Consider the following 16981-nt stretch of genomic DNA (forward strand, 5'->3'; position numbering starts at 1 on the left):
CCCGGTTTCCCGGGGGCCCTTCGCGTTGCCCGTCTCCTGCTACGACCAGGCCATGCCCGTCAGGCGTTCATACGCCTCGATGTACTTGGCGCGGGTCGCGGTGACGATCTCCTCGGGCAGCGCCGGCGGGGGCTGCTCGCTCTTGCGGTCCCAGCCGGACTCCGCGGAGGTCAGCCAGTCGCGTACGTACTGCTTGTCGAAGGACGGCTGGGCGTGGCCCGGCTCCCACAGGTCGGCCGGCCAGAAGCGGGAGGAGTCGGGGGTGAGCACCTCGTCGGCGAGGATCAGGCTGTCGCCCTCGTAGCCGAACTCGAACTTGGTGTCGGCGAGGATGATGCCCCGGTCACGGGCGATGTCACGGGCCCTGCCGTAGACCGCGAGGGTCGTCTGGCGCAGCTGGGCGGCGGTCTCCGCGCCGACCTGGCGGGCGACCTCCTCGTACGACACGTTCTCGTCGTGCTCGCCGACGGCGGCCTTGGTGGCCGGGGTGAAGATCGGCGCGGGCAGCTCGCTGCCGTCGACCAGGCCCTCGGGGAGGGCCAGGCCGCAGACCGTACGGGAGTCGTTGTACTCCAGCAGGCCCGAGCCGGTGAGGTAGCCGCGGGCCACGGCCTCCACCGGGACCATTTTGAGCGACTTGCAGATGAGGGTGCGGCCGGCCCAGTCGGCGGGGGCGCCCTCCGGGAGTTCGGTGCTCAGGACGTGGTTCGGGACCAGGTCGGCGAGCTGGTCGAACCACCAGAGAGAGAGCTGGGTGAGCGTGCGGCCCTTGTCGGGGATCTCCGTGGGGAGCACCCAGTCGAAGGCCGAGATGCGATCGCTGGCGACCATCACGAGGTCGCCCGCCTCGTTCTGGTACAGGTCGCGCACCTTGCCGGTGTGCAGATGTACCAGGCCCGGAACCTGGAGCGGCTCGGGCTTTTCTACGAATCCGGACACGGTTCCTCCCCGTGGTGATGTCCAAGTGGCTCGATTGTCCCGCATCGGGGAGGTTGGTCTTGGCCAGGGTTGGGTTGGTCCTGGCCGGCGTCGGGGTGAGCGGGTTCGGGCCTGTGGGGGCGGGTGGGCAGGGGCGGGGGGGCGTGTCGAGGTGGGTGGCCTCAGGGCTGTGGTGGCGTGTGGGCTGTGGTGGCCTCAGGGCTGTGGTGGCGTGTGGGCTGTGGTGGCCTCAGGGCTGTGGTGGCGTGTGGGCTCGGGTCTGTTGCGGGAGGGGGCTCAGTCGCGTTTGCAGATGCGGTCCAGGAGGTTGGCGGTGGCTCGTTGGACCCGGGTGTCCACGTGGCCCGGACGGTCCAGGGCCGGGGACCAGGCGAACGTCCCGGATGCGAAGACCAGGGCGCCGGAGGGGGAACGGTAGAGGGAGGTCTCCTGGTGGCGCAGGGCGCCCTCGCTGTCGCGGTACGGGGAGTGGGCGAGGAGTATGCGGCCCTGGTGCTCGGGGAGCGGGGTGCGGGGGAAGTAGCGGTCGGCCTCGCCGGCGACCATGCCCTCCAGCTCGTCGCCCTCGTGGGCGCCGGTCGCCTCCCAGAGCCAGTGGTCGGCGTTGCGCACGACCAGGGGGTGGGGGTCGGGGACCCGGCCCGCGTACTGGATGCCCATCAGCTGCTGCTCGGGGCGGTCGATTTCGCGCCACAGTGCGGGTTTGCCGGGTCCCCTGCGTTTCAGGCAGGTGAGGAGGCGGTCGGGGGTGCCGGACGGGGACGGGCTCAGCTCCACCTGCCAGTACATGGTGTTGGAGGAGAGGAAGACGAGCGAGGTGCCCTGGTCGCGGGCGAGCTCCGCGGTGCGGCGCATCGGGGACGACCAGTACTCGTCGTGGCCGGGGAAGACCAGGCCTCGGTAGCGGCTGGGGTCGACGCGGCCGGAGTGCAGGTCGCGGGCGTCGGCGTAGGCGAGGTCGTAGCCGTAGCGCTCGGCCCAGCGGATGAAGTCGTAGGCGTGGCCGACGTGGAGGGGGAGGCCGGCGCCGGCGTACGGGCGGTCGAAGGACACGGTCGTCGCGGCGTCGGACTCGCCGAGGAGCCGGCCCTCCTCGTCCCACGCGTGGTAGAGGCTGGCGCCGAGGCGGCCGTCCTCCGGGTAGAGGTTGTACGCCTGCCAGGTGATGTCGGGCAGGACGAGGAGCAGGTCGGCCGGGTGGTCGTCGCGGATGGTGAACGGGATGTGGGAGCGGTAGCCGTCGGCGGTGGTGAGGACCGCCACGTAGGCGCCGATGTTCCAGTAGCTCGGGATCTGCAGGCGCCAGGAGAGCCACCAGTGGTGGCAGGAGACCGTGCGGTCGGCGGTGAGGGGCGGGGGCTGGACGATCCCGGAGAGGCGGGGGCTGGTGGTGATCTTGGCGGCGCCGTCGCCTCCGTAGTGGCCGACGCGGTAGATGTCGACGCCGAATTCCTGGGGCGGGTCCACGGTGATGTGGAAGTCGATGGACTCGCCGGGTGAGGCGGCGCCGGTGGCGGTGAACCCCTTGATCTGGCGGTGCACGTCGTCGGCCGAGCGGGGGCCTCCGGCGGCGGGGCGGGGGCCGGGGACACGGGGCCCTTTGGCGGCGCCGCGCGGCGGGGGCAGGGCCGGGTCCACGTACCAGGGGACGACCTGGCCGGTGTCGTCGAAGTACGTGACGTTGCCCCGCAGCCAGGGGACGGGGCCCTGGCCGAAGGGGTCGGTCACGGCGTGGGCTAGCGCACCGGACTCCCAGCGGGGGATGTGGGCGCCTCCGGCGGTGGGGCGGGGTGGGGCGGGCGTGTGGTCTGTGGAGGGTGTGTGGTCTGGGAGGTCTGTGGGGGCCGCAGGGTTTGTGGGGGCCGCGTGGTCTGTGGGGGCCGCGTGGTTTGAGTCGTTCTGGTGGTCCCGGTGGTCCGTGTGGTCTGGGTGGTTCAGGTGGTCCGGGTGGTCCGGGCTGACTGAGTAGTTCAGGCGGTCCGAGCCCATGAGTTGTCCCCTCCCTCGTGCCCCCGTGAGCTGTCGCAGGCCCTTGCTACGTACGCGATCGGTCCCAGCACATCACATTACGCACGCACTCCGTCACCGTTCGTTGCTATTTGATGCGCGGGGGAAGAACGGAACGAGGGGCTCCGGGTGGGCGGTTGGGGGTGGACCGTCGGCGGGCCCGTCGGCGCACTCGTCGGTGGGCCCGCCGCGGGAGGTCGGTGGTGGGTGTGGTCAGACCAGGCGGACCGGCTTCTCGGGGCGGACGCCGAGGTGGCGGAGCCAGTCGCGGAGGGGGGCGGGGTCGCCGTCCTCGACGAGGGTGAGGACGCGGGGGGCGAGGTCGGCGGCCCGTTCTCCGTTGACCAGGAGGGAGGGGCCGTCCAGCCAGTCGAGGCCCGGGGTGGCGCCGGCCGTGTCCATCGCGGCGCAGCACACCATCGCGGTGACGTGCTCGGCGAGGAGTTCGCGGCCGGTGCGGGGTGGTTGCAGCGGGAAGAGGGGGAGCAGATCGTCGTCCCACAAGGCCCGGTCGGGGCCCTGCGCCTCGGCGCCGCCCGGCTGCGGCGTGGCCGGGGTGGCGGCTTCCTCGCGGGCCAGCTCGGCGGTGAGGGCGGTGGTGAGGGCGGCCGTGTGGGGGGTGGGTGGGGGTGGGTCTTCGTCGGCGTCAGGATGGAGCGGGTCGGGGTCGGGGTCGGGGAGCGGGGCCCGGGCGGGCGGCGGCCCGGCGTCGGGGAGCGGGGCGGCGCCGAGGTGCGGGGCGGCGCCGGATATGTTCCGTTTCTCCGCGTCTGGTCCTGCCTGGGCTGCTGCCGCCGTCTCCGCCTCGGTCTCGGTCTCGGGCTCGGGCTCGGTCTCGGCCTCGAACTCGTCGTGGTGCAGCCGGTCGTCGTCGGAGCCCTCCGAGGCCGCCGTCAGGTGGTCCATCACTCGGGCCAGGGTCGGGCCGCCGGGGGCCGGGTTCGCCGAGCTTGTCGTGCCTGTGGCGCGTTGGACTCCGAGGGCGTCCAGGACGCGGTGGAGGCGGGCCGCGTCGGTACGCCATTTACGGTCGACGACTTCGTCCGGGTACTCGTCCCAGTCCACCGGGGCCCAGTCGGGGCCGGGCTCGGCGGGCCCACCGTGGAAGAGGCGGGCGGCGAGAAGGGACGCGGCCTCGTCGACCGTGCCGGGCTCTTCGAGCAGGTCACAGGCGGGGCGCTCGCCGAGCCGGGAGGTGAAGCCCTCGGCGAGGCGGTCCCGGCGCGACAGCTCCGTGAGGGCGGCGACCACCCCCGCGTCGAGCCGCGACGGCCAGCGGCCCATCCGCCAGGCGGGCAGGGCCACGCGCGTGAGGAGCCGGTCCCAGCCCGCGTAGGCCAGGCCGACCTGTTCCTGGGCGACGATCCGCAGACCGTAGTCCACAGCCTGTGCACGCTCGGCCGCCCCGGCGGCCACACCCCGCTCCATCTCGGCCGCGTGCTCCCGGCAGCTGCGCAGAAGCAGCCGGGTCACCCAGCCGACACCGGCCAGGACCGTCCGAGAGGGCGGAATGCGCGAGGGTGCCGAGGTGACGGCCACGGCCGCGTCCAGCCCTCGTACGAAACGACGGGCCGCGGCTATGTCCGGGTGTGCCGACGGTCCCGTACCGGCGACGACCGGGGCCAGCACCGCGCGCAGCTCGCCCACGCGCATCCACCACAGGAACGGCGAGCCGATGACGAGCACGGGCGCGGTGGGCGGGCGATGCCGCCGGGGCGGCGACAGGCCACGTACGCCGGACATCTCGTCACTGTTGCTGTCGGAGGCGGTGTCCCTGTCGGTCTCGGAGTCGGTCGACGAGGGTGCGGCGGAGTTGTTGTCCGGGCGGCTCTGGGCCGGGTGCGTGCGGTCCTCCAGCCAGCTGTCGCAGTCCGGAGTGAGGGCTATCGCGGAGGGCGGCGGGACGTCCAGACGGTCGGCCAGGTCCCGCACCAGGCGGTAGAGGTCGGGGGCGGCCTCCTCGGTGACCGGGACCGTGGGGCTCACGGCGGGCCGGGCGCGGGCCACGACGAGCGCGACGCCGACGGCACAGAGAAGGACGACCACGGCGACGCCGGTCATGACCCAGGCGGCCGCGGACCAGCCGGGGCCGGTGAGGTGGCCCGTGGAACCGCCGGCGAGCAGGACCACGGCGACGGCTGCGGGCAGCAGGGCCACGGCCAGTGCCCGACTGCGCACCCGTAGCACGGCGAGCGCCCGGGAACGCGCGGCCTGCGCGCCCGCCTCCTCACCACCCATGCCGGTCACGACCCGACGTCACCCCCTGCTGTCCCACGCGGCGCCTGCTGCGACGGTGTCTCGTCGCAGTGGCCCCCGCCGACTGCCCTGACGTTGCTCACTCCCCCACTGTGGCACCCACCCCTGACATCGCAATGCCGGTGGGCCAAGTGCCGGAACACTTGCGCCGCACCCTAGTTGGGGCCTCGGCCCACGTCAGCCGTATGGGCCATCGCTCACTCGATGGAATGGCTTTGGGGAGAGGTGGATGACGCTGGGGAAGGGTCGGGCCCCGGATTCCCAAGGGATTCCGGGGCCCGGGAGGCGTACCCGTCGGGGGCGGCACTGGAGGTCGGCCGGACGGGCGGGCATGCAGGCAGGCCGGCAAGCGGGCAGGCGGGCAGGCGGGGATCAGGCTCCGGCGGCCGCCTTCGCCGCGATGTCCGTACGGTGCTGGGAACCGTCCAGGTCGATACGGCCGACGGCGGTGTACGCGCGGTCGCGGGCCTGGTGGAGGTCCTTGCCGATGGCCGTGACGGACAGGACGCGGCCGCCCGCGCTGACCACGTCGTCGCCGTCGCGCCTGGTTCCGGCGTGCAGGACGTACGCGTGCGGGGCGTCCTCTGCGGCCACCGCGTCGAGACCGGTGATGGGATCGCCGGTGCGCGGGGTGCCGGGGTAGTTATGGGAGGCCACGACCACGGTGACGGCCGCGTTGTCGCTCCAGCGGAGGGGTTCGAGGTCGGCCAGGGTGCCGTTCGCTGCGGCGAGCAGGACGCCGGCCAGCGGGGTCTTCAGGCGGGCGAGGACGACCTGGGTCTCCGGGTCGCCGAAGCGGGCGTTGAACTCGATGACCCGTACGCCACGGCTGGTGATCGCGAGGCCGGCGTAGAGCAGGCCGGAGAAGGGGGTGCCGCGGCGGCGCATCTCGTCGACGGTCGGCTGCAGAACGGTCTGGAGAACCTCGTCGACGAGCTTCGGGTCGGCCCACGGGAGCGGCGAGTACGCGCCCATGCCGCCGGTGTTTGGGCCCTCGTCGCCGTCGAGCGCCCGCTTGAAGTCCTGGGCGGGCTGTAGCGGGAGGACGGTCTCGCCGTCGGTGATGGCGAAGAGGGAGACCTCGGGGCCGTCGAGGAACTCCTCGATGACGACCCGGCCGCAGGCGAGCGCGTGCTCGCGGGCCTCGGCGAGGTCCGGCGTCACCACGACGCCCTTGCCGGCGGCCAGCCCGTCGTCCTTGACGACGTAGGGCGCGCCGAAGGCGTCGAGGGCCTCGTCGATCTCCTCCGGGGTGGTGCAGACGTACGACCGCCCGGTGGGCACGCCGGCGCCGGCCATGACCTCCTTGGCGAAGGCCTTGGAGCCCTCCAGCTGGGCGGCCTCCCCCGACGGTCCGAACACCGGGATGCCGGCCGCGCGTACGGCGTCGGCGACACCGGCGACGAGCGGGGCCTCCGGCCCGACCACCACCAGCTCGGCTTCGAGCCGGGTCGCCAGCGCGGTCACGGCGGCGCCGTCGAGCGCGTCGACCGCGTGCAGCTCGGCCACCTCCGCGATGCCCGCGTTGCCGGGTGCGCAGTGGAGTGCGGTGACGTCGGGGTCGAGGGACAGAGAACGGCACAGCGCGTGCTCGCGAGCACCGCTACCGATGACAAGGACCTTCACGGGGTTCAGCCTAACCGGCCGGGGTGGGTCTGTTTGTGGGGGCTTCCGAGGGGTGGGACGAGTGGGGGTTGTGGGATCGCACGAGGGGTGGGGGGTGAGGGGGAAAGGGAAGGCGGCGGACGAGGGGGAGGGGCGGGGCTTGGGGAGGCATTTGGCTGGGGGGTCGGTGGTGCGCGTGGCCGGGCTTGGGGCGGCACTTGGCTGGGGGCAGGCGGTGCGCGCGTTCGGGCGGTCCATGCAGGGTGGGCGTGGGCGGGGCTCGCGGCTGCGGAGGAGGGCAGGCCCGTGCGGACTGTGGGGCACGCGGGGACTTTGAGGGGGGTGAGGGCGTGCGGCTGGCGGGGGTGGGTCGGCCGGGCCGCCGGGTAGCTCGTCGGGGCGTCGCAGCTCGCGGCGGCTACGCGAAGCGTCCGTGCGGGTGAGCGGCGGGCAGCACGTACGGCGGCCGGGCGGGGCGGAGCGGCCAGGCCACGGGGCGAAAGCCACAGGGCGAAAGCCACGGGGCGAAAGCCACAGGGCGAAGGCCAGGTCTCGGTTAGCCCGTCCCCGGGGCGTCGCAGCTCGCGGCCGCTACGCGAAGCGTCCATGCGGGTGTGCGCCGGGCAGCACGTGCGGCGAGCGGGGCGGGGTGGGGCCGTAGGGCGTAGGTCAGGTCGTAGGCACGGGGCGGGTGTGTCGAGCGGCGGCGGCACAGTGGTCGCCCCCGCCCGCTACTCGTTGGCGATCTCCTCCACCACCGTCGCGCCCAGTTCCCGCACGATCAGTTCGTGGCCGGAGAGTGCGGACTCGTCGAGGTCGGGGTCGTCGTCCTCGGGGGTGTCGTCCTCGGGGGAGACGGGGGGCGGCTCCGGGGCCGGAGGCGGGGTGGGCGCGGAAATGGGCGGGGCCGTCGAGGCCGAGTGCTGGTGCGGGGCTTGTCCCGGGGACGCCGGGCCGGGCGCCGGAGCGGAGGGGGGCGCGGCAGGGCGCCCGGCCGGGGCGGACGACCCGCCACCGTAGCCACCGGCACCGCCTCCGCCGTAACCGCTGCCGCCGCCTGCGCCGTAACCGCTGCCGTAGCCACCGGTGGCGGGAGCGGCACCCCCGTAACCGCCGGGAGCACCCGCGCCGCCGCCGGAGGTGTCGATGACGGCCTCGATCTTCCAGTTCACGCTGAACTGCTCGGTCAGCGCCGCCCGCAGGACGTCCTCGCTGCCACTGCTCGCGAAGTTGTCCCGGGCGCCCGCGTTCACGAAGCCGATCTGAAGTGTCGTGCCGTCGAAACCGGCGACGTGCGCGTTCTGGCTGAGCAGGATCCAGGTGAAGCGGCGGCGGTTCTTGACCGCCTCCAGGACGTTCGGCCACAGCACGCGCGGGTCGAGGCCACCGGCGACGGGAGCGAAGCCGGAGGGAGCCGGGGCAGCGGCGGCGGGGCCGGGCCCCGCCGGGGCGGCCGCGGCGGCAGCCGGTGCCGCCGGTGCCTGGCCTCCGCCCGGGGCCCCACCACCGGCAGGCGTGGCCGTCGGCCACCCGCCGGGACGCCGCCCACTGCCCGCGGCTGCGGGTGTGGGCCAGGCGCCGGGGGCGGCGGAAGTGGGAGCGGGAGCGGCAGGGGCTCCCGGCCCGGGCGCGGGTGCCGGTGCGTTCGCCGGCGGGACTGAAGCGGCAGGCACGGCGGGCCCAGCCTGCTGAGCCTCCGCCGGAGCGCCCGCAACCGGGGGCGAAACAGGCCCGGACACAGGTGCGTGCCCGGGCGCGGGCGCAGGTGCGGGCGCAGGAGCCGCAGGCGGCCTCGCCTGCCCAGCGCCGTACGCATCCGCACCCGGAGCAGCCGCCGTACCGGGAACACCAGGAACACCAGGTGCGCCCGCCGCACCCGGCACACTCTGCGGAACACCCGCGCCCCCGCCCGGCGCCCCGCCCCCTCGCACAGCAGCCCGAGCCGCGGCGGCACCGCCCCCCGGCGGCACCATGCCCGCCGCCTGAGCCCCGCCACCAGGCACCCCACCGGCCATTCCGCCGGCCATGGCGCCATGCACATCAGGCGCGGGCACGTAGCCCATGGCGGGCCCGGGGCCGCCATGGGAGAAGTTGACGCCCCGCTCCAGTCGGTCGAGGCGGGCCATGACGGAGCGCTCGTCGCCGTATGTCGCGGGGAGAAGCACGCGTGCGCAGATGAGTTCGAGCTGGAGTCGGGGCGAGTTCGCGCCCCGCATCTCCGTCAGCCCTTCGTTGACGAGATCGGCGGCCCGGCTGAGTTCGGCCGCGCCGAAGACCCCGGCCTGGGCCTGCATGCGTTCGAGGACCTCGACGGGCGCGTCGATGAGCCCCTTCTCGACGGCATCGGGCACGGCGGCCAGGATCACCAGATCCCGAAGCCGCTCCAGCAGATCGGCGACGAACCTGCGTGGGTCGTTCCCGCCCTCGATCACCCGGTCCACGACCTCGAAGGCCGCCGCCCCGTCCCCCGAAGCGAAGGACTCGACGACGGAGTCGAGCAGCGACCCGTCCGTGTACCCCAGCAGGGACGTGGCCATGGCATACGTCACACCCGCGTCGGTCGCGCCCGCCAGCAGCTGGTCCATGACGGACATCGAGTCACGCACGGAACCGGCGCCCGCCCGCACGACCAGCGGCAGCACACCCTCCTCGACCGGGATCTTCTCTTTCCCGCAGACCTCGCCGAGGTATTCACGAAGCGTCCCGGGCGGCACGAGCCGGAACGGATAGTGGTGCGTACGCGACCGGATCGTCCCGATGACCTTCTCGGGCTCGGTGGTCGCGAAGATGAACTTGAGGTGCTCCGGCGGCTCCTCGACGACCTTCAGCAGCGCGTTGAAACCGGCCGACGTGACCATGTGGGCCTCGTCGATGATGTAGATCTTGTACCGACTGCCGGCGGGCCCGAAGAACGCCTTCTCGCGCAGCTCACGGGCGTCGTCGACACCACCGTGAGACGCGGCGTCGATCTCGATGACGTCGATCGACCCCGGGCCGTTCCGCGCCAGGTCCTGGCACGACTGGCACTCACCGCACGGCGTCGGCGTGGGCCCCTGCTCGCAGTTCAGACACCGCGCCAGAATGCGCGCACTCGTCGTCTTGCCGCAGCCGCGCGGCCCGCTGAACAGGTACGCGTGATTGACCCGGTTGTTCCGCAGCGCCTGCTGCAGCGGGTCGGTGACATGCTCCTGCCCGATGACCTCGGCGAATGACTCCGGGCGATAGCGGCGGTACAGCGCGAGAGACGACACACATACGAGGTTATAGGCGCCCACTGACAACCCGGGGCCGCGGCGGAACCAGAGCCCACGCTCCCCCGCCCCGGAGCACGCAAAGACCCCTCACGCACCCGCCAGAGCCAACCTACCCTTGCTGCCTTCCGGCCCTGGGGGAGTTCAGTCAGATAGCGCCGCGTGAGGGGCTGCCCCCAGCCTACCCGATCCGCCGGGGCACCCGACCCGCGTCCCCCACCTCCCCTCCCTCTTGATCACCCACCCTCGAACGAGTTCGCAACCACTCCCCGCCGTCATGTAATGTTCCTGGCGGAGGATTCGCCTAGAGGCCTAGGGCGCACGCTTGGAAAGCGTGTTGGGGGCAACCCCTCACGAGTTCGAATCTCGTATCCTCCGCCAGTGCCTCACCGGGCACGATGTCGAAGGGCCCCACCGTTCGCGGTGGGGCCCTTCGTCGTTGTCCGTCTCAGTTTCCGTCTCAGTTGGCCGCCCGCCGCTTGCTCGGGATCGGGGACGACCGGCTTCGATGCGGAAGGATGAGCGGGTGAGTCTCATAGACATGAGTGAGCGTGAGTACTGGGCCTTCGTGTCCGAGGGCCCCGAGGTGTTCGTGGGTCAGGCCACACTCGCCCGGGTGGAAAGCTTCTTGATCGGCTACCACGCCCACGCCCGGCGGCACGGCGGCCCCGGGCTCGACGGCTGGCGTGACTGGCTGGTGGCCAGGCGCGGCCGGGAATGCAACCACGCCTGGATGGGGCTGGTCCGTCACATCGCCCTCCCTGATGAGAGCTGGGATCACTGGCAGCTCTCACCGGAGCAGGAAGAACGTGTCATCACGACCCTCTTCGCGCTGCTCGATGACTTCCTCTCGGAGCGGGAAGAGGAGACCCACACACTCTGACCTCGCATAGAGCTTCAGTCCGCCTGATCGAGTCGATCACGACGTCGGGGACGCCGAGGATCAGGAGGACGGTCGCGGCGGTGTGGCGAGGGTCATGGAGACGGCCGTCCCGTACGCCCGCGTCCCGAAGCAGCCGGGTCTGCTCCCGCTTGGGGCAGTAGCCCGCCTTACGGCCACACGGATTGGTGCCGCAGCTGTGCGCCTAACTTGGGGCGGAGCCGGTTCTTACGGATGCGGTCAGCGCCACCGGCCGCCCCTCCACCCGGACTTCGAAGCGCGCGGTGTCCGGCTCCACCGCGCCGACCCGCAGTACCGCGGGCTCCGCCGCGCCGTCGGCCCTCTTGGACCTGCGCGGCAACGCCCGGACCCGCGCGGTCAGTTCGCGGGGACTGTACGGCTTGGTGAGGTAGTCGTCGGCGCCCAGGTCGAGGCCGAGGAGCATGTCCTCCTCGGTCGTGCGGGCGGTGAGCGGCAGAATCGGGACGTCCTACTCGGTGCGCAGAATGCGGCACACATCGAGCCCGTCGACCAACGGCAGCATCACATCGAGAACGATGAGATCAAGGCCCGCGCATCCCAGAACCGTAATGCGGAAGCAGCCGGGAATTCCCGCGCAGAACTTCGGCGCAGTCGCGAACAGTTGCTGCTCGCGCCGCGGTTGAGGCGGCCCTGCGAAGAGGAGCGCTGCTGCCGTACTCGCAGATGGCCGAGGCGCTGGCGGCAACTGGGGTCCCGCCTCGTGCGAGGCGGCGTCGGTGCCGAGATGTCGTCCGCGCCCCGGTCATGCCGCCCCGGTCATGCCGCCTCGGCCGACGCCGGCCCGTCGGGCCGGTTCGGCTCGGTCTCGGTCGGCAGGGCCTGCTCGCACCAGATCGTCTTGCCCGTCGAGGTCTGCCGCGTCCCCCATCTCTGCGTCAGTTGTGCGACCAGCAGCAGACCTCGGCCGCCCTCGTCGAACACCCGCGCCCGCCGCAGGTGGGGCGCGGCACTGTTCGCGTCCGAGACCTCGCAGGTCAGCACCTGGTCATGGATCAGCCGCAGTTGGATCGGGGAACCGCCGTACCGGATGGCGTTCGTCACCAGCTCACTGACCACCAGTTCGGTCACGAACGCGGCCTCCTCCAGGCCCCAGGACACCAGCCTGCGCACGCTCTCCGAACGCACCCGCGACACCGCCGCCGCGTTCGCCGCCACGTCCCACGCCGCGACTCGCCGCCCGTCCAGCGCCTGAGTCCGCACCAGCAACAGCGCCGCGTCATCGGCGGGTCCGTGCGGGAGCACCGTCCTCACCACGTGTTCGCACACGTCCTCCAGTGCGTCGGCAGGCTCGGTCAGTGCCCTTCGCAGCACTTCCAGGCCGACGTCCAGATCGTGCTGCCGGGACTCGACCAGGCCGTCGGTGTACAGCGCCAGCAGACTCCCCGGCGGCAGCGTCACCTCCACCGACTCGAACGGCACACCTCCCAGGCCGAGCGGCGGCCCGGCGGGGAGCTCCAGGAACCCGGCCACCCCGTCCGGTGCCACCAGAACGGGCGCCGGATGACCGGCCCGGGCCAGCGAACACCGCCCCGACACCGGGTCGTACACCGCGTACAGACACGTCGCACCGATGTCCGCGGCCGGATCGCCGCCCGGGTCGCCCCCCGCCTCCTCGGACAACTGGATCACCAGGTCGTCCAGCCGGGTCAGCAGTTCGTCCGGGGTCGGATCGACGTCGGCGAGCGTACGCACGGCGGTCCGCAGCCGCCCCATCGCCGCCGCCGCGTGGATCCCGTGCCCCACCACGTCCCCGACCACCAGGGCCACCCGCTCGCCCGACAGCCGGATCACGTCGTACCAGTCGCCCCCCACTCCAATGCTTGGTGACGCGGGCAGATAACGCGAGGCCACCTGCACCGCCGACTGGTGCGGCAGTCGCTGCGGAAGCAGACTTCGCTGAAGCGCGAGTGCCGCCGCGCGCTCCCGTGTGAACCGCCGCGCGTTGTCCAGACTCACCGCCGCACGGGCCACCAGGTCCTCGGCCAGGGAGAGGTCACCGGGCTCGAACGGCTCGGGGGTCTCGCGGGTTCGGGTGAACATGACCACACCGAGAGTCGCTCCCCGGGCCCTGACCGGCACCAGCATCCACGAGTGCGTCCCGAACCGGGCGATCTTCGCCTGCCGGGCCGTGCTCAAGGCCTCCCAGGCGCGGATCACCGGGTCCTCGGTCCGGTACACCGCCGAGCGTCCGCTGGCCAGGCAGAGCGCCGCGGGTGAGTTGGCGAGATAGACGTCGGAGTCGCCGGCGGTGGTCTGCGCCTCCAGGACACCCTCGAACAGGTTCAGCTCCGCGATCCGGCGCAGCCGGACGGCCCCGACGATCGGCCCGGGGGCGGGCTCGTCGCCCCTGAGGAGGTTTTCCAGCAGGTCGACGCGGGCGAAGTTGGCGAACCTGGGCACCACCACCTCGGTCAGCTCCTGGCCGGTCCGGGTCACGTCCAGGGTGCTGCCGATGCGGACGCTCGCGTCGTTCAGCAGGGCCAGGCGCTCTCGGTCACGGCTGGCGCGGCTCACATCCGTCACGGTGGTGCAGACGCCGAGTGTCTGGCCCCGGTCGTCCTGCAACGGTGTCGCGGAGACACTGAAGATCCGGGAGGCGGACCCCGCCAGGAAACTGCCCTTGACTTCGCCGACCTGCTCCTCGCCCGTCAGCAGGGCCAGCCGCATCCGCTCCTCCCACTCCACGGCGTCCGGGCCCGTCAGAACCTCGGTGAGGCGGCGCCCGCGCCGTTGCTCGTCGGAGATTCCGCTGAGGCGGCGCATCCGGTCGCTCTGCCACACGCAGCGCAGGTCGGTGTCGTAGACCGTGAGCGCCATCGGCGAGGCTTCGAGAGTCCAGGCCGCCAACGCCTCGCGCTCCCGGAGCGCGGACCCGATGGGCGGCGGGCCGACCACCAGGACCGAACCGGGCCCGATTTCGCACCCGGCCGGGTCGGCGGCCAGTGGATAGCGGGAGACCGGCAGCGTCAGCAGGCTGCCGTCCCTGTGCCGCACCGCGAGCGCCATGTGCCGCACCGCGAGCTCCATGTGCTGTTCCTCGGTCGTCATGTGCTGCTCCTCGGGCGCCATGTGCTGTTCCCCGGGCGCCATGTGCTGTTCCCCGAGCCGATCGGCGTCCGTCAGGCCCAGCAGCTCCGCGACCGGCTGCCCCACGGCCTCCGCGGCCGTGTGGCCCAGCAGGCGTGCTGCCCCCGGGCTCCACCCGGTGATCAGCCCCCGCCGGTCGGTCACGACCAGTCCGAGGAGGTGCGACGTGTCCATGGTGTCCAGCGTGGTGCGCTATATGTTCGTAATCAACCTGAATGGCCGCCGCTCACCCATGAGTACCGACCGCTGATCGCCGGCCGCTGCGGGCCGCTGTCGAGCCCCGTACAGGCGACCAGCGCTCGGGCGATCGCGCGGCCCGTTCCGGTGAGCAGCCGGTCGTAGGTGTTCGACAGGACCATTCGCAGCGTCTGCTCGGTGTCGAGGCAGAACCAGGAGCCGACGGTCCGCAGCCCGTGCGGGGTGAGCCGCCACAGCTTGTCGGCGTCCTTGACCACCGCGTCGTCGGCGTTCAGGGCGTACCGCCGGGTGTCATGGCCGTCGACGATCTCCATGATCCGCGCGGTGTCCTCCTGCGGGTACCCGATGGCGGTGAGGATGCGGCCGGCGATGACGGCGCCTGCCGTCTCGTGTCTGCGGACGGTCTCGGGGTCGTGGGAGCCGGGGGCGATGGCGGGCAGGATGCGTGCCGGGTCGACGGTCTTCCAGCCGGTGTCGTGCAGCAGGATCGCCGGGAGCACGACGTCGGCACGGGCCTGTGGCACCGCGGTCAGCAGCGCGACGGCAAGTCCGTGGGCGCAGAGCGAGTGCGCGTCGTTGTCCCGCACGTCGAGATACGGCTGGGCGCGGCCCCAGATCTCCTGTTCGACCCCGGTCAGGCACCCCAGTGCGGGCACCTCGTCCGCCGGCGGGATCAGCGAGGGGGCGAGCGGGAGGACGGGAAGGGGTGTGGGGACCATGCCGGTCTCCTTTCGGTACGAGCGACTCAGTCGAGGAGGGTGACGGTGCCGGCCGTGCCGTCCACCCGGATCCGCTGCCCCGTCCTGATACGCGTGGACGCCGACCCGGTCCCCGTCACAGCGGGCAGGGAGTACTCCCGGCAGACGATGGCGGCGTGCGACATCACCCCGCCGATGTCGGTCACCGTGGCCCGTATCCGGCTGAACACCGGGGCCCAACTGGGCGCCGTGACCGGCGCGACGAGGATCTCCCCCTCCTGTACGAGGTCCAGCTCGGCGGGACTGTGGACGATCCGGGCCGGGCCGTCCGCACGTCCGGGCGAGGCGGCCAGGCCGGTCAGGCCGGTCAGGTCGCCGGTGGTGGAGTGGCCGGCCAGCCAGGACCTGACCCGTTCGCTGGTGATGCCCCACAGCATGATGCTGAACGGTTCCGTGACGGCGGCGGGCGGCCGGTTCAGCGCCGGCTCCGGGCGCCGGGACGCGAGGGCGTGCACGATCCGCCGCCGCCGTTCCACCTCGGGCGGCCAGTGGTCGGGGCCGATCGACGGGGAGCCCCGCGCCCAGCCGGCCGCGAAGTCGAACAGCGCGCCGCGGGCCTCGTCGCGCGTGAGGTACACCAGGTCGTTCTCACCGGGCCAGAAGCCCGCCCGGTGCAGGAGCGCGGACAACTGCCGGGTCTTGCGCCAGAAGACGCCCATGGACCAGTGCTCGATGTAGAAGTTGTGGTTCTCCACGTACGGGTAGACCTGTCGGGCGAGCCGCAGTTTGGCCTCGAGGTCCGTGCGCTGGGCGGGGTCGAGCAGCGCGGCGTACTCGCCGGTGATCCGGTCTCGTTCGGCGACGAGTTCGGACACGCGCCGGTCGATGTTCTCGCCCCGGCGCAGCCGCAGGACATAGTCGCGGATGTAGCCCAGGGGCAGGGCGGGGTGGTCCCGCCAGTACCGGTCGTCGGCGTAGAAGCCGTTGCCCGAGGTGAAGTTGAACCACGGGTCGCGGGCTGTTCGCCAGGCATCCAGCCAGTCCCGGCCCCTTGGCGCGAGTGCGACGGCGTCGAGGGTGTGCTGTCCGGGGCCGGGGACGGTCAGCAGGTGCTCCAGGCCCAGTTCGACGGCGAGCTTCGCCAGCCGCTTCAGCTCGTCGTCCGGGCGGAACAGCTCCATGTCCACGCCTTGGACCATGGCCGCGACGGCCTGGTCCGGGATGGCGGGGAACCATTGTCTGCACGCTTGGAAGAGGTCCAGGTAGGCCGCGTAGCCGAGGTTGAGGAACTCGAAGTGGTACTGCCATGCCCGGTGGCACAGCGCCAGGAGCTGGTCGTACCCGCCTAGCAGGGCGTCGGTCGCGTCCAGCCCGACGCCGCGCTCGATCTCCTCGTACGGCTGGACGTCGGGCAGTTCGGCGAACCGGAGCGCCTCCAGCTCCCGGATCGTGGCGAGGACCTTGCGCTTCCAGTTGTCCAGCAGCGTGTCCCAGTGCTCGAAGTAGTATCCGGCGCGCCGGAGGAACTCCGGCACCCGCGCCACCGTCTCGTCCCGGTCCACCGCGACCGGGCTGAGGTAGACGTAGCCATGGTGGACGCGGCATTCCATGCCGTTGGCCGGCGGCATGAGGAAGTACCGGGTGTTGAACTGGCCCAGGCACTTCGCCGCCAGTTCGGGGCCGATCGTCTCGAACGGTTTGAGCACCGTGGGCCAGTGCTGGTTGTCGCAGAACCAGAACTTCGTCTCCTCCACGGCACGCCGCTCGGGCTGAAAGAGCACGTGGTACGGATACAGGCTCCGCCAGTCCTCGGCCCCGGCGGGCGGCGGCTGCTCATAGGGGCTGGGGAAACTCGTGCGCTGTCCGGACGGCGTGGGCTGTCCGGACGGCGTGCGCTGTCCGGACGGCGTGGGCTGTCCGGACGGCGTGCGATGTCCGGACGGCGTGCGCTGCTGCTGGGTCGCCATGCGAGGTCCCTTCGTCGGGCCTGGGGGTGACCGGGCCTGGGGCTCGGGTCG

9 protein-coding genes, 1 tRNA gene, 1 other RNA gene and 1 pseudogene are annotated in these 16981 nt (G+C 72.4%); 2 read left to right on the top strand and 10 right to left on the bottom strand.

Translation table 11 applies throughout. From position 1 onward, the window contains the following. Window positions 1–39 precede the first annotated feature (39 nt). The 6 genes from SGFS_RS28270 to ffs all read right to left on the bottom strand — a co-directional run bounded on the left by SGFS_RS28270 (window position 40) and on the right by ffs (window position 10233). Complete coding sequence (locus SGFS_RS28270; RefSeq protein WP_286254449.1) at window positions 40–939, bottom strand: phosphoribosylaminoimidazolesuccinocarboxamide synthase; 900 nt, start codon at window positions 937–939, stop codon at window positions 40–42. 276 nt (window positions 940–1215) lie between these two features. After that, window positions 1216–2667 carry a N,N-dimethylformamidase beta subunit family domain-containing protein gene (locus SGFS_RS28275; protein ID WP_434028082.1) on the bottom strand — a complete coding sequence of 484 codons (1452 nt, stop codon included), beginning with the start codon at window positions 2665–2667 and terminating at the stop codon, window positions 1216–1218. Between the two features lie 492 nt (window positions 2668–3159). Next, the gene (locus tag SGFS_RS28280; protein WP_434028083.1) at window positions 3160–5193 is read right to left on the bottom strand and encodes a M48 family metalloprotease; all 2034 of its coding nucleotides are present in this window, start codon (window positions 5191–5193) and stop codon (window positions 3160–3162) included. A gap of 381 nt (window positions 5194–5574) precedes the next feature. Further along, window positions 5575–6828: a phosphoribosylamine--glycine ligase gene (gene purD, locus SGFS_RS28285; protein ID WP_286254450.1), complete on the bottom strand. Its 1254-nt coding sequence runs from the start codon at window positions 6826–6828 to the stop codon at window positions 5575–5577. A 710-nt stretch (window positions 6829–7538) separates the two neighbouring features. Further along, entirely contained in the window at window positions 7539–10058 is a 2520-nt protein-coding gene (locus SGFS_RS28290; protein WP_286254451.1) for a DNA polymerase III subunit gamma and tau, read from the bottom strand. A gap of 78 nt (window positions 10059–10136) precedes the next feature. Then, an RNA gene (gene ffs, locus SGFS_RS28295) (signal recognition particle sRNA small type) lies at window positions 10137–10233 on the bottom strand. Between the two features lie 118 nt (window positions 10234–10351). On the opposite strand from ffs, the gene SGFS_RS28300 reads away from it, so the two are divergent. Together SGFS_RS28300 and SGFS_RS28305 are read left to right on the top strand one after the other, a co-directional pair. Next, window positions 10352–10439 (top strand) — tRNA-Ser (locus SGFS_RS28300). Between the two features lie 160 nt (window positions 10440–10599). Next, window positions 10600–10941: a hypothetical protein gene (locus tag SGFS_RS28305; RefSeq protein WP_286254452.1), complete on the top strand. Its 342-nt coding sequence runs from the start codon at window positions 10600–10602 to the stop codon at window positions 10939–10941. A 235-nt stretch (window positions 10942–11176) separates the two neighbouring features. Here SGFS_RS28305 and SGFS_RS28315 read toward each other — a convergent pair. The 4 genes and pseudogenes from SGFS_RS28315 to SGFS_RS28330 all read right to left on the bottom strand — a co-directional run. Further along, window positions 11177–11482 (bottom strand): annotated as a pseudogene (locus tag SGFS_RS28315) (response regulator transcription factor); the annotation flags it as partial. Between the two features lie 254 nt (window positions 11483–11736). Beyond that, on the bottom strand, window positions 11737–14241 hold the full coding sequence (locus SGFS_RS28320; protein WP_286254454.1) for a SpoIIE family protein phosphatase: 2505 nt from the start codon (window positions 14239–14241) through the stop codon (window positions 11737–11739). A 32-nt stretch (window positions 14242–14273) separates the two neighbouring features. After that, the gene (locus SGFS_RS28325) at window positions 14274–14984 is read right to left on the bottom strand and encodes an HD domain-containing protein (RefSeq protein WP_286254456.1); all 711 of its coding nucleotides are present in this window, start codon (window positions 14982–14984) and stop codon (window positions 14274–14276) included. A gap of 26 nt (window positions 14985–15010) precedes the next feature. Beyond that, a complete protein-coding gene (locus SGFS_RS28330; RefSeq protein ID WP_286254457.1) occupies window positions 15011–16930 on the bottom strand; it encodes a PEP-utilizing enzyme in 1920 nt (639 codons plus the stop codon). Between the last annotated feature and the right edge of the window lie 51 nt (window positions 16931–16981).

It is taken from the genome of Streptomyces graminofaciens (assembly GCF_030294945.1).
Classification (GTDB): Bacteria; Actinomycetota; Actinomycetes; order Streptomycetales; family Streptomycetaceae; genus Streptomyces; species Streptomyces graminofaciens.